Source organism: Petrotoga miotherma DSM 10691 (genome assembly GCF_002895605.1).
Classification (GTDB): domain Bacteria; phylum Thermotogota; class Thermotogae; order Petrotogales; family Petrotogaceae; genus Petrotoga; species Petrotoga miotherma.
This window is the reverse complement of record NZ_AZRM01000045.1, coordinates 38929-60708: the sequence shown is the minus strand read 5'-3', so window position 1 is coordinate 60708 and position 21780 is coordinate 38929. Positions and strand designations below refer to the sequence as shown.

18 protein-coding genes and 1 pseudogene are annotated in these 21780 nt (G+C 34.3%); 6 read left to right on the top strand and 13 right to left on the bottom strand.

The features are described 5' to 3' along the window. Positions 1-60: 60 nt before the first annotated feature. From X928_RS08225 to X928_RS10450, 13 genes and pseudogenes are all read right to left on the bottom strand, one after another. Complete coding sequence (locus X928_RS08225; protein ID WP_012209400.1) at positions 61-1581, bottom strand: FGGY-family carbohydrate kinase; 1521 nt, start codon at positions 1579-1581, stop codon at positions 61-63. A 22-nt stretch (positions 1582-1603) separates the two neighbouring features. Then, positions 1604-2680 carry an exo-alpha-sialidase gene (locus X928_RS08220; protein WP_103079298.1) on the bottom strand — a complete coding sequence of 359 codons (1077 nt, stop codon included), beginning with the start codon at positions 2678-2680 and terminating at the stop codon, positions 1604-1606. Further along, positions 2625-4040 carry an L-fucose/L-arabinose isomerase family protein gene (locus tag X928_RS08215; protein ID WP_103079297.1) on the bottom strand — a complete coding sequence of 472 codons (1416 nt, stop codon included), beginning with the start codon at positions 4038-4040 and terminating at the stop codon, positions 2625-2627. Before X928_RS08215 ends, X928_RS08220 begins: the two co-directional genes overlap by 56 nt. Before the next feature lie 118 nt (positions 4041-4158). Continuing rightward, positions 4159-5067 carry a dihydrodipicolinate synthase family protein gene (locus X928_RS08210; protein WP_103079296.1) on the bottom strand — a complete coding sequence of 303 codons (909 nt, stop codon included), beginning with the start codon at positions 5065-5067 and terminating at the stop codon, positions 4159-4161. 39 nt (positions 5068-5106) lie between these two features. Continuing rightward, the gene (locus X928_RS08205) at positions 5107-5928 is read right to left on the bottom strand and encodes a carbohydrate ABC transporter permease (RefSeq protein ID WP_103079295.1); all 822 of its coding nucleotides are present in this window, start codon (positions 5926-5928) and stop codon (positions 5107-5109) included. 16 nt (positions 5929-5944) lie between these two features. Further along, positions 5945-6823 carry a carbohydrate ABC transporter permease gene (locus X928_RS08200; RefSeq protein ID WP_103079294.1) on the bottom strand — a complete coding sequence of 293 codons (879 nt, stop codon included), beginning with the start codon at positions 6821-6823 and terminating at the stop codon, positions 5945-5947. Positions 6824-6880: 57 nt separating this feature from the next. Next, a complete protein-coding gene (locus X928_RS08195) occupies positions 6881-8137 on the bottom strand; it encodes an extracellular solute-binding protein (RefSeq protein WP_103079293.1) in 1257 nt (418 codons plus the stop codon). Between the two features lie 58 nt (positions 8138-8195). Beyond that, positions 8196-9221 (bottom strand): LacI family DNA-binding transcriptional regulator, encoded by a 1026-nt coding sequence (locus tag X928_RS08190; protein WP_103079292.1) that lies wholly within the window; start codon positions 9219-9221, stop codon positions 8196-8198. Positions 9222-9504: 283 nt separating this feature from the next. Next, positions 9505-9729, bottom strand: a complete 225-nt coding sequence (locus tag X928_RS08185) for a hypothetical protein (RefSeq protein WP_103079291.1) — start codon at positions 9727-9729, stop codon at positions 9505-9507. A 23-nt stretch (positions 9730-9752) separates the two neighbouring features. Then, the gene (locus X928_RS08180; RefSeq protein WP_103079290.1) at positions 9753-10481 is read right to left on the bottom strand and encodes an alcohol dehydrogenase catalytic domain-containing protein; all 729 of its coding nucleotides are present in this window, start codon (positions 10479-10481) and stop codon (positions 9753-9755) included. Between the two features lie 13 nt (positions 10482-10494). After that, the gene (locus X928_RS08175) at positions 10495-11484 is read right to left on the bottom strand and encodes a zinc-dependent alcohol dehydrogenase (protein WP_103079289.1); all 990 of its coding nucleotides are present in this window, start codon (positions 11482-11484) and stop codon (positions 10495-10497) included. A 707-nt stretch (positions 11485-12191) separates the two neighbouring features. Continuing rightward, a complete protein-coding gene (locus X928_RS08170; protein ID WP_103079288.1) occupies positions 12192-13577 on the bottom strand; it encodes a sedoheptulokinase in 1386 nt (461 codons plus the stop codon). 218 nt (positions 13578-13795) lie between these two features. Beyond that, positions 13796-14041: pseudogene (locus X928_RS10450) on the bottom strand (acetylesterase); the annotation flags it as partial. A 324-nt stretch (positions 14042-14365) separates the two neighbouring features. On the opposite strand from X928_RS10450, the gene pheA reads away from it, so the two are divergent. The 6 genes from pheA to X928_RS08135 are packed head-to-tail and all read left to right on the top strand — an operon-like array spanning position 14366 to position 21756. Continuing rightward, a complete protein-coding gene (pheA, locus tag X928_RS08160; RefSeq protein WP_169926355.1) occupies positions 14366-15226 on the top strand; it encodes a prephenate dehydratase in 861 nt (286 codons plus the stop codon). Positions 15227-15280: 54 nt separating this feature from the next. Beyond that, positions 15281-16951 (top strand): dihydroxy-acid dehydratase, encoded by a 1671-nt coding sequence (ilvD, locus tag X928_RS08155; RefSeq protein ID WP_103079286.1) that lies wholly within the window; start codon positions 15281-15283, stop codon positions 16949-16951. Between the two features lie 21 nt (positions 16952-16972). After that, positions 16973-18682, top strand: coding sequence for a biosynthetic-type acetolactate synthase large subunit (gene ilvB / locus X928_RS08150; RefSeq protein WP_103079285.1), 1710 nt, complete (start codon positions 16973-16975; stop codon positions 18680-18682). Next, positions 18679-19179, top strand: a complete 501-nt coding sequence (gene ilvN, locus X928_RS08145; protein WP_103079284.1) for an acetolactate synthase small subunit — start codon at positions 18679-18681, stop codon at positions 19177-19179. Before ilvB ends, ilvN begins: the two co-directional genes overlap by 4 nt. A gap of 20 nt (positions 19180-19199) precedes the next feature. Then, positions 19200-20192, top strand: coding sequence for a ketol-acid reductoisomerase (gene ilvC, locus X928_RS08140; protein ID WP_103079283.1), 993 nt, complete (start codon positions 19200-19202; stop codon positions 20190-20192). Between the two features lie 31 nt (positions 20193-20223). After that, positions 20224-21756 (top strand): 2-isopropylmalate synthase, encoded by a 1533-nt coding sequence (locus X928_RS08135; protein WP_103079282.1) that lies wholly within the window; start codon positions 20224-20226, stop codon positions 21754-21756. Positions 21757-21780: the final 24 nt, after the last annotated feature.

Sequence of the window (21780 nt, the reverse complement as noted above, 5' to 3'; positions counted from 1 at the left end):
TCCGTTGCCTTTTCTTGATTTTTGCTACTCCATACCGGTAAATTTTTTCAATCAATGAGACTATAATTGTTTCATTATTTCTTTGGTATTTTCATACAACTTTTTGTATAAATTGAAGTATTTATCATAAACACTTTTGTTATTAACGTCTGGGGAAGTATTTTCTTTGAACTTTATCCATTTCTTAATATCTTGTGAATCGGGAAATACACCTGTTCCTAAGCCAGCTAAAAATGCATCTCCTAAAGGTGCTTCAACATCTTGATCCGTTCTTTTCATAATATATCCTGTCACATCTGCAAATATTTGAGTCCAAATATCACTCTTAGCAGCTCCTCCTACTAAGTAACATTCGGAATTCAATTTCATTCCAGTATTTTCTGCATATTCCATATTATGTCTCAGGGAATAGGCTACAGACTCCATAAAAGCTTTGTAAAGATGTCTTCTTTTGTGGTACAAGTTAAGTCCTATAATAGTTCCTTTAGCACTTGATTCCCAAACAGGTGATCTTTCACCCATAAAATATGGCAAAACTATAATCCCATCACTTCCAGGAGGAATATCTTTTGATTCCAATTCAAGAAGTGAATAAGCAGAAATACCTCTTTTTCTTTCAAATTCTTTTTCATATTCCCCGAACTCTTCTCGAAACCATCTCACTATGGCTCCCGAAGTGGCTCCTCCCCCAAACGTGTATATCTTTGCTAAATCATCTACAACATATGGAAAACTAACCAATTCAGGGGTTAGGTATTTGCCATCGTGAATATTGCCCCAACATGTCGAAGTCCCAACCATAGCTACGTGTTCACCTTCGTTGACAGATCCCGCACTTAATTGAGCAACGGGTGCATCTATTCCTCCAGCGATTATCGGGGTGCCCTCTAAAAGTCCGATCTCTTGAGCATATGTTTTGTTGAGGGTTCCTACAATCTCAGAAGATTTAACTATCTTTTCAGGCAATTTATCTGAATCTATTCCAAGCATTTTGCACATTTCTTCTGACCAGTATTTTTTATGAATGTCGAAAATCCCTCCGATATTACCAGCAGAAGAGAAATCTATTATTACTTCACCTGTTAATTTGTGAATGACGAAATCTTTTGGTGTTATAAATTTATAAGTTTTTTCCCAAATATCCTTCTCATTATTTTTTATCCAAATGATTTTTGTGAAACCAAAGTAACTATCAACATAATTACCTGTTATCCCAAATAAAGTTTCTTTGGGAACATTATTTTTAACCCAATCTGTTTCTTTTGTTGCTCTCCTATCCATCCAGATCAAGCAGGGCCTCAGAGGGTTGAAATCTTTATCAACCGGGATTCCCGAACCTCCATATAATCCACTGATAGCGATTCCTGCAACGGTTTTTGGATCTATTTTCCTTTTTTCTATTGCTAGTTTCAGAGTATCAATCACAGCATCAAACCACACATTAGGCCATTGTTCAGCCCAATTGGGTTGAGGTGTCAAAACAGAATATTCTTTAGAAGCTTCTGCAATGACTTTTCCATTTTCATCCGTGATAACTGATTTAGTGCTTTGAGTTCCGATATCCACTCCCACTAAATACATTTTTAGTTCCTCCCGGTGTACTTTATATTTTTATTATAGTATAAGCAATATTTCTTCTTTCATAAGTATATGCAACCATTAATTCAGATTCACTGATTATCTGAATCCATGGATATGAATATTCTTTGTTTTTTGAATTTTCTAAAATAATTTCTTCATGCCACGTATTTCCAAAGTCATATGAAGTAAAAATAGACAACTTTTCTCTTTTACCCCAAAACGGATCCTCCAAATTAGATAACTTTCTAGGATCTTCAATAATTTCTCCTTTCTCTAAACCCAACGGATTACAACAACAAACTAATAAATTTCCTATCTTTTCTAAAGCCACTCTTGAATTTGGATTTGGTATTCCTGTAGATTTGGGTTTATCCCATTCTTTCCTTTCTAAGTCATAAGTTGTTTTATAAATATAACCATCTCTAGTTCTTAGCAACGAAAAAATGTGATTTTTAATTTCGACCATGTCTTGTTGAATATTTCCCTTTTCCGTCTGAATCTCACCAAATTTTTTCCATTTGTTTCTTTGAATATCATTTGATATATAGGGGGTACTAATCCACATCTTTTCATTATATATAGGAAAAACATATCTGTTATCTCTTAATTTCAATAATTTAGTTCCAAACAAAAGGTTATTGTTAACTAGAGAAAAAGGTTTTTCTTGAGTCCAAGTTGTTCCTTGATCATAAGACTCTTTATACCACAATGACGTTTCAGTCCAATTTTTACCTTCCATGGCAACATAATAAACCCTTATTTTATTATCAAATAATACTGGGCAGGTATTCCCCAGAGATCTCACAGGATCCTGCACAAAAAGTTTTGGAGATTCCCAACTTCCTTCAAGAATATTGTACCGGGAAGTAAATAAATCAACATCTTTATTACCTTCCCAGGTTCCCGCAAACCAAAAGGCTAATATTTCTTTTTCATTGATTTTACACAGACTTACTGAATGAGAACTCAGTTTACCTGGGATTTTGTCAAATATAAAAGATTTTCTAATAACATCCATTTTTTCACTTCCATATAAATTTTTTTCAATCCAAAATCTGATAACCGATATTTTTAATCTTACAAAAATGTACCAACTCATCTAAATAATTTCCATATACCCCATGTGTATGGTTGCAAGGATAATATTCCAAAAAAGTTTCCATATCAGTATCTAGTTTAGCATATGCATGTGGCCATTCGATTTGCACTTGTTCGCTCAATCTTTTCTTTTCTTCCTCAGAAAGTTCGACAAACTCAGCGGGAACTATCGTCATTACATAATTTCCATCTTGTCTTGCAAGTCTTGCTAATGTGACTCTTCCAGGGGCTGCAAAGTGTTTAACAGCACCACCACCCGCTGGAAAATAAAAATCTTCAGGGTGTATAATCACGTTTTTCAAATTTTCTTCAGGTTTGTTAGATTTTCCTGCAAAATATGTCGCATGCTGTCCAGAGTTTGCTAAATCCAATAAATTCTCTTCTTTGAAGTAATGCCTCACATCAGCAAACAGTACAGGGGTTTGGGCTATATGTTTAAAGATTTCCATCGTTAAAGCTCCATCCATATCTGTTTCGGTTGCTGCAACAATAGGTTCCTTTGCACCATCAAAATCGTATGGATCGTTCAAAAAAGCTTCTGCGATATCTAATGTTGCATAATTATTTGTCATTTCAGGTTGTCCCTTGAATCCAACAAAATCAAGCTCTTCTTCTTTTATAATTTCAAGTGCAGCGTAATATAATCCTATCTGTTTCTCTAAAATTTCAGGGGTGAGTCTATTGCCGTCATATTTAACGGTTGCTAATTTTTCAAGCCATTCTCTTGCTTTCTTTTTCTTCTGGGATGGTACTTTTTCAGCTTTTAAAACCAATGCATATTGGTCTACCTGTTCAACATCAATTCCAAATTCTTTCATCCATTGATCTCCATTGGCAGAAGCGGTGTACATTCCCATGGGCCTTCCACCAAACATTCCGTACCTTTCTCCTTTTAACCTATGTGCAGCACTGGCAGCACGTATGTATTTTAGTAATTTTTCTAAAACCGTCGGATCTTCTGGCTCACCCCAAACTCTTTCTGGGAATATTCCTATTTGCTCTAAAGCACCAGCTGCAGCTAACAATCCTACCATTCCAGGATACTTTGGATTTATTTGGCCATAAGTTAAATACGGTCCAGGGGCATAAAGTGAAGCCATAACGCTTAAGTGAGGCCAACACCATATAGAATAATTGAAGATCGTCATTTCCACTTCTGCTTTCATCATTTCTTTTCCGGCTTTTTTGGCCTTGGATGGTTTGTTTACAATGTCTGAAGCTCTCACTACTTCTACTTCACCGGTGCTTTCTAACGCTTTTACTAGCCTGTGTTCAAATTTTTTGTTCATCTCTAAGGTTTCCTCATGAACAAAATCTCTTCCGTCTGAAAATGTGATTATTCCTACTTTCCTTTTTTGCATATAAAAATAACCTCCTCATTCTACTATATTTACTATCTTTAAAAATTCCAAAAAATATAAAATATCTCCTTTCCTAGCAAAAATATTTTTATTCTATCTATATACACCAATTAACTATTTAAATCTGAGGTAATATTTTTCTAATTTGCTTAAGAATTTGACTAAATTCTACTTGAAGTTTGTTGGTTTCATGTATGCCTAATTCTCTAAAAGGTTGTCTCACGTAACCTCCATCAATCCCTCTGAGTTTCATTCCTGCTTTTAAAGCAGGAATATTTCCATATTTAAAGAGTTTAGCAATCTCATTACCAAAATAATGAAGTTTATTTGCAGCTTTAAGATTATTTTCTTTAAAACTTCTAAAAATAGCTAAATACAATTCGGGAAGAACATTTGCATTTCCTGAAACTAACCCATCGCACCCTAAACACAACGCTGGATAAAAAAGTTGATCTGCTCCTGTAAAAATTTTAAAATTATTCTTTTTTAATTTTAGGTATTCTTGCGTTCTCATCATATTGCTTGAACTATATTTAATACCTGCTATATTTTCAACTTTATCTAACAATTTTCCTAAAATAACAGGATTTACATCATTACCAGCTGCTTCAGGAAAATTGTAGACAAATATCGGATAATCTTTTGGAACGTTGTTGGATAGTCCAACGTAAAAATCTAAAATCTCCTTATCACTCATTTTGAAAAAATATGGTGCAATTGAGGTAATTGCATTAGCACCAATATCTACAGCATGTTGAGCAAGAGAAAATACTACTTTTATGTTGCTACTACCAACGTGTACTATCACTGGGACAGTTCCTTTTAATTCATCGACAACAATTTCGGCAATTAATTTTCTTTCATCCATACTTAATGAAATTCCTTCCCCAGTTGTTCCTAGAACCAAAATCCCATTAACTTGCTTATTAGCTTGATATTCACATAAACTTCTTAATAACTCTTCATTTATATTTCCTTTTTCATCAAAAGGAGTTACAAGTGCTGTGATTATTCCTTCTAAATTCATATATAACACCTCTTTAGCTAATATTTTGAATGAAGTAAATTATTTAGTCACACCTGACCAACTCATTCCTTTAATTATTTGCCTTCTTAAAATTAGAAAAACAATCATTACAGGAATCGAAGCCAAAAATGCGGCGGCCATAAGTAAACCATATTCAATATCATATGCTCCTTGCAATGTATTCAAACCTATTGGTAATGTGAACTTATTAATTCTTTGTAGTGCTATTAAGCTCCAAAAATATTCATTCCAACTAAAGATAAACATGTAAATCCCTAATGCAGATAAAGCAGGAGCTGAGACAGGAATAATTATTCTAAAAAGAATGTCTAATCTATTACAACCATCAATTCTAGCTGAATCCTCTAATTCAGTTGGTATTCCTATAAAAAATTGTCTCAATAAAAAAACTCCTATTGGCATGGCAGAAATAGGTAAAATAACTGCAATTAATTTATTTAACAAGTTTAAATTATTCATTAAAAAATATAGTGGGACTCCATTTATTTGCCAAGGGATTAGCATACTTGCGAGTAAAACAACAAACAAAAAATCTCTTCCTTTCCACTGAATTCTAGCAAAGGAGTATGCTGCAAATATTGATAAGAAAAGTGAGATTAACGTTGAAAAACCAGAGACAACTACACTATTTAATAACCATCTTCCAAATGGCCAATTATTAATTACACCTCTAATGTGTTCTAATGTAAAACTTTCTGGGATCCATTTGGGAGGTCTAGTGAAGATTTCTGGTGTTGGCTTAAAAGCAGTATCAACCATCCAAAAAACTGGTATCAACCATAATATGGCTATTATTATCATTATAATATCAAAAAATTTTGTGTTTCCGCGCTTTTTCAAAAAAACCCCTCCTACTCTATCCTTTGTTTTCGTTTCCCATGTATCTCATAGCAATCAAAGTGAAAATAAAAATAATTACAAATAAAATAAATCCGATTGCAGCAGCCCTCCCCATTCGGAAATATGAAAATGCTTCTCTATATAAATATAAAGCTAAAACTTCGGAAGATCTACCCGGCCCACCTTCAGTCATTATCATCACTTGTCCCAATACGTTAAATCCAGAAATTATTGTTAAAACCATTGCAAAAAGAAATTGAGGTCTTATTAGAGGGAATAAGATTTTAAACATTATTTGCCATTTGTTAGCTCCATCAATTATTGCAGCCTCCACTATTTCAACAGGTTGGCTTTCTAACGCTGCCCGAAAAATTGTCATCCTATAACCCATTAACCACCAGGCACTTGCAAAAGCTATGGCTGGAATAACCCACACAGGATGATTCAGAAATTGTGGTGCGTTAGAAATCCCGATCATCTTTAATGATTCATTAATTAATCCAAAGTCAGGATCAAAAAGCCATTTCCAAACAAGACTAATTATAGAAACATTCAAAAGATATGGGAAAAAGAGAGCACCTTCTACAAAACCTTTGGCTTTACTTTTTGAAAAATATAGGAAGAATGCAAATAGTAATCCAAAGATTAAAGTTAAAGGAATCATAATAAGGGCAAACTCAAAAGTATTAAAAAAAGCATTCCAAAAACGTTCACTTGTAAAAAGATACTTATAATTTTCAAAGCCTATATATTCTGATCCTCTTAAAGGGTCCCAATTGTGTAAGCTAATTATAAAACCTGAAATAACAGGCCATAAGGTAAAAACACTCCATACTATTACAAACGGTAGAGCAAATAAAATTCCACTCCATTGATCTCTAGCCCTTTGCTTCAAAACTTATCACCTCAATATCTATATTAATAGAGGGGGAAAATCCCCCTCTATTAGTATTCATTCTTCTGATAGAATTCTGTTACATTCTTCTTCTGCTTTTGCTAAGGCTTCTTCAGGTGTCAATGTTCCGTTATAAGCCTGTTGAACATGAACTTGAATAGCATTTTCTAACTCTGCTGCTTTAGGGTGGTTTGGGGGATAATGTAAATAACCTTCCTCTGCCATTAGACTAAACACATTTAAACTTTTTCTCCATACAGGTGAATTTAACAATTCGGGAGAATTTCTTGATTCGTTGTAAGCTGGAGAATGTCCACCAAACATACCCCACATATAACTTAGTTCCGTTATTCTTCTAATTAATTCCATGGATTGCTCATAAATTTGAGGATTTGAGGTTGCTTGTTTAGGAATAACAAGATTATGGCTGTTCCCCCAAGTTGCGGGACTGTTAAATATGGTTGGTATTTTTGCTACTCCATAATTTATCTGAGCGTTTTCAGCTGAATAATAGTACCAATTCCCAGCAAATAGTATCCCTAATTCTCCAGCAGCAAACTGCTTAAATCCATCTGAACCGGGAATATTCCAATTCCATTCTTGAACACTGTTTACCAAATACTCCAAAGCTTGGAGTCCCTTTTCATTGTTGAAAGTGGCTTTTGTATAATTTCCATCAAATAATTCTCCGCCTAATTGCCAATAGAAAATATACCAAGCTCTCATCAGCTTTCGAGCAACCCCATCTTCTGCGAAATGAACTGCATAATATCCGGCTTCTTTTATTTTTTGGGCTGCATATTCCAGTTCTGCAGCATTAGTTGGGGGATCATCAGGATCCAACCCAGCTTCTTCAAAGATATCTTTGTTATACCACATTGCCCACATATGGGTATCTAATGGAATACCATAATGTTGACCGTCAAAAGTTGAAGAGTCCCATACATCAGTATAGAAATCTTCTCTGGAAAATCCAGCTTTTGCTAATAAATCACCTGCCGGGGAAGCATTCAGTGGGGTAAGTGCATCTTTCATAGATGGAAACATATTTGAATGTACAATACCAACCTGAGGAGCATTCCCTGCAACTACTTGATTTATAAGTTGAGCGTAGTAATTTTCCCATGCTCCTTGCACCAATATAACATACATGTCTTCTGATTCTTGGTTGATTCTTTGAACGATCTTTTCCATAGCTTGTGCATCACCACTATGAAAAAGAGTAGTGTAATAAAGAGTGGTTTTTTCAGCAGCAAAAGCAATCGTTAATCCAACTATCAGCAAACCAAACAGTAAAAACTTTTTAAACCTCATAATACCACCTCCATATTAAAGTTATAGGATACTCATAAGAAATTAGAAAATTTATCTCTTATACATAATTCTTTACTGATTTTCTTTTTATTAATTCTCCTTTTAATATTACTCTCATAGGTCTGGCATATCTATCTTCTATCCTTGACAGCAAAGATGTGGCAGCTATTTTACCTTCTTCTAATATTGGTTGTTTTATAGTCGTTAAAGGTGGATCTATCAGTTCATTTTCTGGTAAATCATCAAATCCAACTAAAGACAGTTCTTCAGGAATTTTTATGTTATTTTTTTTAGCTGCGTAGACTATATACTTAGTTATATTGTTGTTTGTAGCTATTATCGCCGTGGGTAAATTATTTTTTCTCTTTAGATCTTTTAAAACTTCTATTGTTTTTTCGTGAGGGTATATATCTTCACATATCCATTCGTTTTTTACGGGGATATTCAACAATTTACAACCTTTAATAAATCCTTTGAGCCTTTCTTCTATAGTGAATATTCCTTTTTTAGATAAAAAAATACCGATCTTTTCATGACCATTTTCTTTTAAATACATTAAGGCTTGAATAATTGCATCTTGGTTATCTACAATCACATGATCAAACTGATTCTGATTATAAAACATTCTATCGTAGAAAACTATTGGTATACCAATTTTGAAAAAGTCTTGATATATTCTCAAATTGCTTCTACCAGTACTTTCTGTAACTGGTGAGGCTAAAATACCTTCAACTCCATGACCGATCATCCAGTTTAAATAGATCTTTTCTTTATCCACATTCTCGTCGACGTTACTTAACAAAATCTTATATTCACGTGGGAATAAAACATCTTCTACTCCTTTTAAAAATTCCAAAAAGAAAGGGTTCCTTATATCAAACGCTATAACACCAATAATCTTTGATTTTGAATTTTTAAGGGTACCTGCGGATAGATTTTTCATATATCCTAATTTTTGAGCGGTATCTATAACTTTTTTTCTTAATTCTTCACTTGCACCAGGTTTACCAGACAACGCCCTTGAAACTGTAGAGGGAGAGATATTCAAAACCTTTGCGATGTCCTTTATTGTTGGTTTTTGCATGGGATTACCCTCCATAAGCATTTAGTAAGCAATCGATTGCGTTACTAATTCTTATTATAAATTAATAAATAATAAAATCAAAATTAACTCTCGACGAGTAAATCGAAGATTTTTGATAATAATTGGCTTTATTTGGCAATAATTCCAAATTTTGGACTAAATTGGCGGATTTTAGACAAAACTACCAGAAACTCTCTATTTATCAAAGAAATATCTATTGTAAATTTTGTGTAAATAAAAATCCCATTAAAATTTAGATGGGATAGTTTATGATTTTTTGATTCTATTGAATTATATATGCAGCTTTTAAGAAAGACTTTGGGTCAGAAGATATATATTTTATTATCTCTGAAAGATCACCAACATCGGTTAATAATTTTTGAAAAAGGAATTCATTGCTATTAAGAATTTTCACAGCTCTTTGCATGGTGAAAGGATTTACATAAGAGCCGGTGATCGAAATTTCCTCACTGTATATTTTAAAAGGCTCTACTTCCTTTGATTTCAATCCCTTTGGTGTGACTCCAAAATCTATAATTTTTCCACCTTTTTTACTAAGTTATAAGCTGTTTCAAAACCTGAAACAGTCCCAGAACATTCAAATACTATATCAAATTTTTTAGATTGACGATTATTGTTAGGATGCTCTACTTCCAAGCGAAACTCGTTTTTTATAAATTCTATTTTTTCTTGAGAAATCTCAAATATAACAGTTTTTCCTACTGAAAATCTGTTTAACAGCATAGCGAAAATCAAACCTATTGCTCCTCCTCCTGTTATTGCTATATCATCAGTGTAAGAGAAATTAGAAAGGTCTATTCCATGGATTATACAGGAAAGAGGCTCTGCAAATATCGCATCTTTTACTTGTATATTTTCGTTTAATGTATAGATCTGTTCATTTGGAACCGAAAGAAATTCAGCAAAACCACCATCTCTATTTACCCCAACTGCGTTTAGATTCTCACAAAGATGAATTTTACCTTCCCTACAATACTGACAAACACCACAAGGTCTATTTGGATCAATGGTAACTTTGGTTCCTTTCTCAAATATCTTAGATTTTACTATTTCTCCAACGATTTCATGTCCTGGTATAAGAGGATAAGTAGCCAAAGTTTCCCCCTTAAAGATTTTTAAATCCGTCCCACAAACCCCACAACCTAATACCCTTATCAATGACTCATTTTCCTTTGTAGATGGTTCCTCTTTATTAATTACTTCAATTTGATGAGGTTGCTTTATATAAATAGCTTCCATAAGCACACCTTCTTTATAATTTAATCAAAGTTTTAAATGAGTTTTTTTCATTACTTGCGTAGTGAAATGCATCAGGTACTTGATCTATTCCATCGAAAATTTTTGATATTAATAATTGAGTATTAATTCTCTTTTGAGAAATTAAGTTTATTGATTCTGAAAAATCATCATCAGTATACATTAGGGCCCCCCTTATAATAAACTCTCTATCTTGAATTAAATGTAGTGGAACAGTACCAGGACCAGCGAAAACACCTATTACAATAATTGTACCATGTTTTCTAACTAAGTTAAAAGCTGTATCAATTGACGATTGTATCCCTACAGCTTCAAAAACAACATCAAAATCTTTATAGGCATTAGTTTCTTGAGGGCTCAATGCATCTGAAACGAAGTTGAATTCTTTTGCTTTTTGCACCTTCCAAGAATTAACATCAAAACCTATTACCTCTTTTGCACCATAGACCTTAGCAACTGCAGCCGTAAGAATTCCAATTGTTCCCAAACCAACTACGGCTACTCTTTTTCCAGCTAGACACGATAGCTTTGCGGCATGAACAGCTGTTGACAATGGTTCAGTTAATGTGAAGGCTTCAACTTCATCGTTTTTAGGATTAATTGGGAAAATCGCTTCGTTTGGTATTATAACTTTTTCTGCTAATAAACCCTCTTCTTGAAATCCTCTAACTTTTAAGTTCTCACATATATGAGGCATTCCATGTTTACAATAGTAACATTCATTATCCCAAATGGAGGGCCTAATAGCAACATATTGGCCTTTTTTAAATATATCAGACTTTTCAATGATTACAATAACTTCATGCCCAGTCGAAACTGGAAATTCTACAAAAGGATGTTTCCCTTTGAAAACGTGAACATCTGAGCCACAGATTCCGCAATATAAGATTTTTAAAAGGCTTTCGTCATTTTTTGGATCACGATCTAGTGAATATTCTTTTATAACAATTTTATTAGGCTCAAGGATTACCCCTCTTTTTAACATTTTAACACTTCTCCTCTTTATAATTTTTATTGTCTATAGAAATTCTAAAACACGTACTTTAACTACCTTTTATACATTTTATACATTCAATATTAAAGGTTTACCTTCTTTATATTATAATTTATTTGATACCACGTTTTTATCATTTACCATACAAAGCTCATTATATGGTAATTCTTCTCAACTGTATTTCGATTTCGTCTACTAAACATACTGAATTTAAATTGAAATAGTCACACAGTTTAGTAGAACCAAGAGTTTTCAAATAATGTTTTGAGAAATACATATTTAGAAGTTTCTTGATTTTTATCAGTCCGGCAATTACAAATCATTTTGTAATAACTTTAACCTTAGAGGAAGGAATACACAAAAAATATTACAGTGCATACGATACTGTTCAAAGAAGCAGAACCACTTATTTCAAAAGATAGATCAATTTGTGAACAGTTTAAAACGGGATATGCAAGCGGTTAGAAATTTTATACATCGAAAGATTAGCAGATGGTTCTGTGAATAAATTGAAAGTTATTAAGAGGATAATGTATGGAAGAAATAGATTTGAGATGTTGAGACAAGAAATTCTTTTTCTTGAGAATAATTGATAGGGTTCAACAATCAGTGGAAAGAACAACGTTTTGATTAGTAAGTGTACCTTGTTTCTTTAATTATCAACGGTTTCTTTAGTTGTTCTTGAATTTTCTCTTTATTCATCCTTGAATGTCGACCTCCCCTTTCGTTTTTCCTTCCATTGCGCACACAGCAGCGCCAAAACTTGTAGTTTCTTCCAATTTACTTAGGTAAAAATTTTTATTAAAGACTTTTTTTATGATGCTTATAAAATATTTATTTTTCTGTAGACCATTCCCCACCCCTAAGATATCTTCATAATCAATATCCATTTCTCTATAATATTTGTAGAGTTCTTCCACTATTCCATATGCAGCTGCTGTAACTAGATTCTGAATTGTAAAGTTGTTTAAACTTATGTTATCAATGGCTCCTCTCAATTGAGGATTATAACGTGTACCGTTTAATGTAGTGCGAAATTTTAAAGGTGAAACAGGTAACATTGAATTCTTGATGAATTCGTAAACATAATCGTCTTCAACGTTTTTTTTACAAGCCAAGCTTATAAAGCTTTTTATAAAATCTTTAATAGTGTCAATAGTCTTACCAGCGGATAAACTAGCTCCAACTAATAAATAATAATTATTTAAAAAAGGTCGATAATCTATGTATTTTGAAATCCTTTTTATTTCCTTAACTACAGCAGATATTTGCCCACTTGTTCCTATGCTTATAACCATCGAATTTATTTTATTGTAAGAAGTTTCAAGTTTCTTTTCAAAAATTGCGCCTAAAACTGACGCTTGATTGTCACCCATCCCTAAAAAAATCGGGGTACCAGTTAATTGAGGGATGTACTTTCCAACATTCCCAACAAAAGTTCCAGGTTCAGCAATTTTGGGAAGGTGAATTTCGCTGTATCCCAATGCATTGATTAGTTTCCAATTCCAATCTTTGTTTTCTAATGCGTAAAATCCACTGCTATGCGCTATAGTAGGATCTATAGGTATTGAATCGTATGTAGTATCTCCAGTGAGCTTTTTTACAATGAAATCTGGAGCAAAATGGAGAGAAAACCCCGAAGTACGTAGAAATTTTTGTAAAGGGAGTAAAGTTGTGACAGCATACCCTGGGCTTAGAAAGTATTGAAATTTTGAAAATAGCGATTTATAATTTTTATTAATATAATCTACATATGTAATTCCATTTTCATTTTTCTCTAAAGCTCTTTGATCTTGCCAAGTAATTATATTTGTTATTGGGGTGTTATCTTTCACAAGAAAAAAACTATGCATATTTCCGGTGACCGAAATAGCTTTGGTTCCTTTTAAATCAAAAACTTTAGTTAGATATTTTATAAAAGAATCAAAATCACTTTCTAATTTTTTTATGTCAAATTCACTTTTTAAACCATCGAAAATTAAACTTGTATTTTGTTTATTTGCGAAGGCAATTTCTTTACTTTTACTGTCGTATAAGCATGCACTGTAAGAAGTTGTCCCAAAATCTATCCCCAACACTTTCATTTTTTACACCTTCTAAGTAATTCCCATTACAAAAATTATTTTTTTCATTTTAATCACACTTTAAAGGGTTTTATTTCGTATGGTGTTATATTGAATACGATTTTATGATTTTTAAAAGGTAATTTTAGTTTCCTCTCCTTGAATTAAATTACATTCAACGGCTGGCGATCAATTTTTCAATGGAAGCCAGTCAAGAACTTTTTCAATATAAGTATCCCAAAATTTCCAGATTCTGGTTGATCCAGATAAAAAGAATTATTCCCAGAAGGCATCACAACAGCCAGGTTCCTTCCCTCAGCTAATCTTTGAATGCTTGTTTCTGACACCCAGCTAGTATAATTACCAAATCCACCATAAAGAAGATATAGTGTTTTAAAAGGATTATTGCCACTATCTGCGATTTAAGATGTAATTGAAAAATTTAATTTATCAACTGGTAGAACCACTATATTAAATTGTACCATTTTTGCCACCTTTCATTTCCTCCTGTACAATTTTTTTAGAAAGCGAAAAGTAAAATTTTTATTTGTTTTGAGTAAATTTTTAGTTAAATTAAATTGGACGGTTTTAATCCTATATTTCTAAAACCCATAAAAGAAAGAATTAGAAGGCCCTTCAATGAAATTTTTTTCAAATCTTGCAAAAAAGGAGATTTTAGAGTATAATCGCTAATAATTTACGCTAATCTTAAATAGTTACCAATAATTAGGATAAATGAAATTTTTTTCATTTTTTGACAATTATGAAAATATTTTCGTAATATTTTTGAGTTCAAGGAGTTAGATGTCTTGAAAAAGGATCAGACTTTAAAATGTGGTTATTTAGGACCAAAAGGGACTTTTAGTGAAATTGCCGCGATGAAATATTTTAGTGAAAATGTTTCTTTGATTCCATTACAATCTATTTCAGATGTTTTTGAAATGGTTCAAAGTAAAGAAGTAGATTTTGGAGTTGTACCTATTGAAAATTCCGTGGAAGGCTCAGTTAATATTACAATGGATCTTTTATTCGAGAAATCTGATATTCAGGTAGTGGGAGAGTGTGTTGTTCCAATTAAGCATTATCTTCTATCTTATGAAAGTTTAGAGTTGGCAGAGATTAAAAAGCTTTTTTCTCATCAACAAGCTATTGGACAATGTGGTAAGTTTATAAAAAATAGATTGAATAATCCTGAAGTTATATTTACCGCAAGTACCGCAAATGCCTGCGAAATGATAAAAAATGTGCCAAAAAGTGCCGCTATAGGTTCAGAAAATATTGTTAATATCTATAATTTAAAAGTTTTAGCTAAAGATATTCAAGACTCAAAAAGTAACTCAACCCGTTTTTTTGTGATTGCAAATTCCGATAGCTTTACAAAGTTTGAAGATCCAGAACAAAATTACAAAACCTCGATAATATGCTCTCCAAAACACAATAAACCTGGGGTCCTTTACAACATGTTAAAAACTTTCAAAGAAAAGAATATCAATCTAACAAGGATCGAGTCGAGGCCAACCAAAAAGCAATTAGGTGAATATTCTTTTTATATAGATTTTGAAGGTTATATAGAAGATAAAGATGTAATAACAGCATTAGATAAATTAGAAAAAATGAGTTCTTTCTTTAAAATTCTTGGATGTTATCCAAAGTGGAAAGAACGGGAATGAATTCTACCGGGGATTTTTTCAACATTTTTAAACTTTATGGAAAGGGAGGATTATATGAGCGATAATAAACAAAGAAGCGACGAAATTAAAAAAGGAGTATCAAAAGCTCCACATCGTTCTTTGCTTTATGCCTTAGGGTTGACAAAAGAAGAGATCGATAAACCTATAATAGGTATAGCTAACTCTGCGAACGATATAATACCAGGACATAAACATTTGAATGAAATATGTGAGAGTGTAAAAAATGGCGTATACGCAGCTGGAGGTTTACCTTTAGCTTTTTCAACGATAGGAATCTGTGATGGTATCGCTATGGGACACAGCGGTATGAACTATTCATTACCGAGTAGAGAGTTGATCGCAGATTCTATAGAATCTGTAGCTAGAGCCTACAAATTCGATGGATTGGTCCTTATTCCCAACTGCGATAAGATCGTTCCAGGGATGCTAATGGCCGCTTTGAGGTTAAATATTCCTGCGATAGTTGTAAGTGGAGGTCCAATGCTTGCGGGGAATTACAGAGGAAGAAAAATCGATTTACATGATATGTTTGAAGCTGTTGGTGCGAGAGTTGCCAATAAGATTTCTGATGAAGAGTTAAGTGAAATGGAAATGACTGCCTGTCCTGGGTATGGGTCTTGTGCTGGGATGTTTACTGCCAATTCAATGAATTGCCTAACAGAGGTTTTAGGACTTGCACTGCCGGGAAATGGGACGATTCCGGCAGTTTTTTCTAGTAGGAGGGCTTTGGCAACAAAAAGTGGAGAAAAAATAATGGAGTTAGTAGCTAAAGACATTAAACCGTTGGATATATTCACCGAAAAAACTGTAGAAAACGCCTTTACTCTAGACATGGCTTTAGGTTGTTCTACCAACACCGCTTTACATTTGCCCGCAATCGTTCACGAAGCCGGAATCGATTTCGACATAGATATTATTAATAAAATTAGTTCCAAAACCCCACACCTATGTAGTTTAACTCCCGCAGGAATTCATCACATTGAAGATTTATATTACGCCGGTGGTATTCCTGCTGTACTAAAAGAATTGTCAAAAAAGAATTTGCTCCATCTAGACTGTTTGACCGTAACAGGAAAAACCTTAGGTGAAAATCTCAAAACCGTTGGTTATGTCAACCATGAATTGATAAGGCCTATAGATAATCCGTACCATAAAGATGGAGGACTAGCGGTGTTAAAAGGCAATATAGCTCCCAACGGGGCAATTGTTAAACAGATAGCTGTATCGGATGAGATGTTGGTACATGAAGGACCTGCAAAGGTTTTCAACAAAGAAGAAGAAACCATCAAAGCTATTTATGGGGGGAAAATTAAAGAAGGAGATGTAGTAGTTATCCTATACGAAGGTCCAAAGGGAGGGCCAGGTATGAGAGAGATGTTAGCACCTACTTCTGCATTAGCTGGTATGGGATTGGATAAGAAGGTTGCCCTGATCACCGATGGTAGATTCTCAGGAGCAACACGCGGCTCTGCCATAGGTCATGTATCTCCCGAAGCTGCGGCAGGAGGTCCAATAGGGGTTGTAAGGGATGGGGATATGGTATCGATAAACATACCAGAAAAGACTCTAAATTTAAAAATATCAGAAGAAGAATTACAAGCAAGATTGAATACTTTTAAACCGATACTTCCAAAAACAAATGGGTATTTAGATAGGTACAGTAGATTTGTACAATCAGCGGATAAAGGGGCGTTTTTAGAATAAAAAAATTAGAGAGGTGATTTTATGCCGATTCATTCCGGGGCAAGAATATTCGTTGAATCTCTTTTGAGGGAAAAGGTTGAGGTCGTATTTGGATATCCAGGAGGGAAGGTTATCCCACTTTATGATGAACTCTACGACGCTCCTATAAAACATATATTAGTACGTCATGAACAAGGCGCTGCGCATGCTGCAGACGGTTATGCAAGGAGTACGGGGAAAGTTGGAGTGTGTATAGCTACTTCTGGGCCTGGAGCTACTAACCTAGTTACCGGACTAGCTACTGCGTACATGGATTCCGTACCAGTTGTAGCTTTTACAGGTCAAGCTCCGACGAGTCTAATAGGTACAGACTCATTCCAAGAAATAGACATAAGAGGAATAACCTTGCCTGTAACCAAGCACAATTACATGGTAACAAATGTAAAGGATTTAGCTAAAACTATAAAAGAAGCTTTTTACATAGCCAGAACTGGTAGACCAGGTCCAGTATTGGTAGATTTACCAGTGGATGTTCTTAAATCTCACGCTGATTTCATGTATCCTCAAAGCGTTAATCTCCCAGGATATCAGCCAACATACGAAGGTAACTACATGCAAATAAAATTGGCTGCCGAGGCGATTAATACATCCCAGAGGCCAGTTATCTTTGCCGGTGGAGGAGTTATAAATTCTAATGCTTCAGAAGAACTGACAAATATGGCAATAAAGGGAAGGATACCAGTAGTTACATCTCTTATGGGTCTTGGGGCTTTTCCAGAAGATCATGAGCTTTCTCTAAAGATGCTAGGAATGCACGGTACAATGTATGCCAACTACGCTATATCTGAAGCAGATTTGATAATAGGAATTGGAGTACGCTTTGATGACAGGGTAACGGGGAAGTTGGAAACGTTTGCTCCATATGCAAAGATCATTCATATAGATATCGATCCAGCTGAAGTAAATAAAAATGTCAAAGTTGATATTCCCATTGTTGGTAACGCAAAAAACGTTTTAGATAAATTAATTCCGTTGATAAAGGCGATCGAAAGAAAAGAATGGCTAGAAAAAATAAAAGAATGGAAAAGACGATTTCCGCTTAACTACGAATACGATGATAACAATATTAAGCCACAATACTTGATTGAAAAATTGGATGAGTTAACCGATGAAAATACTTTAATAGTAACAGAAGTTGGCCAAAATCAAATGTGGGCAGCCCAATACTTTCATTTTTCGAAACCTAGGTCATTCATAACCTCAGGAGGCCTTGGAACTATGGGATATGGTTTACCAGCCAGTATGGGTGTTCAGGTAGGAAATCCCAATAAAACGGTTATCAACATATCTGGTGACGGAAGTTTTCAAATGAATCTCCAGGAGTTAGCTACAATAAGTTCCAACAGGCTCCCAGTAAAAATAATCATTTTAAACAATGGAACCTTAGGGATGGTAAGACAGTGGCAAGAGTTATTTTTTGATGAAAGATATTCCGGCACTATACTTGAAAATCCTGATTTCGTTAAATTGGCTCAGGCTTATGGAATAAAATCGTTAAGAATCGATCAAACAAACGATGTAGAGATGGCTTTGAAAGAGGTTCTAAATTATGATGGCCCAGTTTTACTGGACGTCATTATTCCTCAAGATGAGAACGTATTCCCAATGGTTCCAGAAGGGGCATCGATCAATGAGATGTTGGAACTAAAAAAGAAAAAGAGAGAAAAGGAAAAACAGGGGGAGGTTGCATGAGACACATCTTATCAGTAACGGTGAATAATCAACCTGCAGTTTTGGCAAGGATATCTGGTCTATTCAGTAGGAGAAATTTTAACATACTGAGTTTAAATGTAGGTGAAACTGAATTACCGGAGTATTCGCGAATGACGATAGTTGTCGAAGCAAATACAGATACATTAGAACAAGTAAAAAAACAACTTTACAAACTTATAGATGTTATAAAGATCACTGAGTTGAATCAAAGCAATATGATAGAGAGGGATATGGCGATAATTAAGGTAAATTGTGGAAAAAATCAAAGAAGCCAAGTTATTCAGGTGGTCGACGTTTTTAGGGGTAAGGTTGTCGATTTTTCCCTTGACACAATAACAGTTGAAATTACGGGGGATGAAAATAAAATAAATGCCTTTATCGAAATAATGAAGGATTTTGGCATTAAAGAAGTTGTGAGAACAGGGATTGTAGCTATAGATAGAGAAATGAACAATAACGTTTTGACAAATTCATAAAAATTAAGGAGTGATAGTGTATGGTGGAAACATTCTATGAAAAGGATGCAGACTTAGGTTTATTGAAGGGAAAAACTATTGCGGTTTTGGGTTATGGAAGTCAGGGTCATGCTCAGGCACAAAATCTTAAAGATAGCGGATTAAAAGTAATTATAGGTTTGAAGAAAGATAGTAAAAGCAAAGAAACTGCCCAAAAAGATGGTTTTGAAGTATACGAAACATCTGAAGCAGTTAAAAAAGGAGATATTATTCAAGTATTGATCCCTGATGAAGTTCAGAGTGAGGTATACAAAAAAGACATAGAACCCAACTTAGACGAGGGTAATGCACTTGGGTTTTCTCATGGTTTTAATATCCATTTTGGACAAATTGTGCCTCCAAAAAACATTGATGTATTCATGGTTGCTCCTAAAAGTCCTGGTCATTTAGTCAGAAGAATGTATTTAGAAGGCAAAGGGGTTCCAGGATTATTAGCTGTTCACCAAGATTTTTCAGGAAAAGCAAAAGAGTTGGGTTTATCTTACGCCAAAGGAATAGGTTGTACACGAGCAGGTGTCATCAAAACAACTTTCAAAGAGGAAACAGAAACGGATCTATTTGGAGAACAAGCGGTCTTATGTGGTGGAACTACATCTCTTATCAAGGCAGGTTTTGAAACACTCGTTGAAGCGGGATATCAACCAGAAATAGCCTATTTTGAATGTTTGAATGAACTTAAATTAATCGTTGATCTCTTGTATGAAGGTGGATTAAAAAAGATGAGATACTCTATAAGTGACACTGCACAATATGGAGACCTTGCCATTGGGCCCAAAATTATCGATAATAGGGTTAAAGAAACTATGAAAGAGGTACTTGCAAACATACAGAATGGGAATTTTGCAAAGGACTGGATATTAGAAAACAAAGCCAATAGGCCTGTTTTCAACGCTTTAACTGAAAAAGATAATAATTCTTTGTTGGAACAAGTAGGAGCGAAGTTGAGAGCGATGATGCCTTGGATAGAAAGCTAAAAAATATAGGCAAGTGGGAGAGTGATCAAATTTGAGAAAAATAAAAATTTTTGATACTACGTTGAGGGATGGCGAACAATCTCCAGGAGTAAGTTTGACAATGGAGGAGAAGTTGGCAATAGCCGAACAGCTTTCCTTGTTAAAAGTTGATGTAATAGAGGCTGGTTTTCCTATTTCTTCAAGTAGTGATTTTGAAAGTGTGAAAAACATCGCCCAAAAAATCAGAGATGTTGAGATCGCCGCTTTAGCAAGGGCGAACTACAAAGATATCGATTGTGCTTGGGAAGCACTTCAGGAAGCAGAACAACCAAGAATTCATGTGTTCATTGCCACTTCTCCTATTCACATGAAATATAAGCTGCAAATGAATGAAGAGCAAGTTATGGAAAGAGCAGTTGAGGCCGTGAAGTATGCAGCAAAGTATACTAATAACGTTGAATTTTCAGCAGAAGATGCTTCAAGAAGCGAGTTAGAGTTTTTGTACAAACTCTTTGAAAAAGTCATCGAAGCTGGTGCGTCGGTAATTAACGTGCCTGATACTGTGGGATATGCAATTCCTCAAGAATTTGGTGAATTTATTAAGAAGATAAAAGAAAACACAAGGAATATAGAAAAGATTGAATTAAGCGTACATTGCCACAACGATTTAGGGATGGCAACTGCTAACACACTTATTGCTCTGAAAGAGGGTGCCGATCAGGCGGAGGTTGCAGTCAACGGAATAGGAGAAAGGGCAGGAAACGCCGCCTTAGAAGAAGTTTTAATGGCATTAGTTACCAGGAAAGATTATTTTGAAGATTTAGTCGTAACGCAGGATATAACTAAGATTTTGAAATTAAGCAACATGGTTTCACAATTTACTGGAATGGTTATTCAACCTAATAAAGCAATAGTAGGTAAAAATGCCTTTGCACATGAATCTGGTATTCATCAAGATGGTGTTATCAAAGAAAGAACTACTTACGAAATAATGAAAGCAGAAAGTATAGGGTTGAATTCAAATAAACTAATATTAGGGAAACATTCGGGAAGACATGCCTTAAAGGAGTTCTTAATATCATCTGGTTACACCGTGGATGAACAAACCTTTGAAAAGTTATTCATTAAATTCAAAGATCTAGCCAGTAAAAAAAAGAATTTAAATCCGCTTGATGTTGAAGCATTGATAAACGACGAACTATATAAAACGGAGGATTATTTCAAACTCAAATATTTATCCGTTACTACTGGAAACACTACACTACCGACAGCGACTATAAAAATAGCAAGAGGAGAAGATTTGATAGAAAAAGCGGCTTGCAGTGGAGACGGACCAATAGATGCCATATTTAAAGCCATAAACGAAATCGCTGAAGAAGAAAATATCACTTTGATTTCGTATAAGATAGAAGGCGTTACAGAGGGGACCGACGCCTTAGGAGAAACAACCGTTAAACTCAAAATTGGAGAAGATGTATACGTTGGGCATTCTGTTGAAACAGATATTACCCAAGCAAGTACTTTGGCCTATCTAAATGCGTTGAATAAATACATGACTAAAAAACTCCAAACAGCAAAAAAATAAAATAATAAAGCGAGGAAGTAAAGA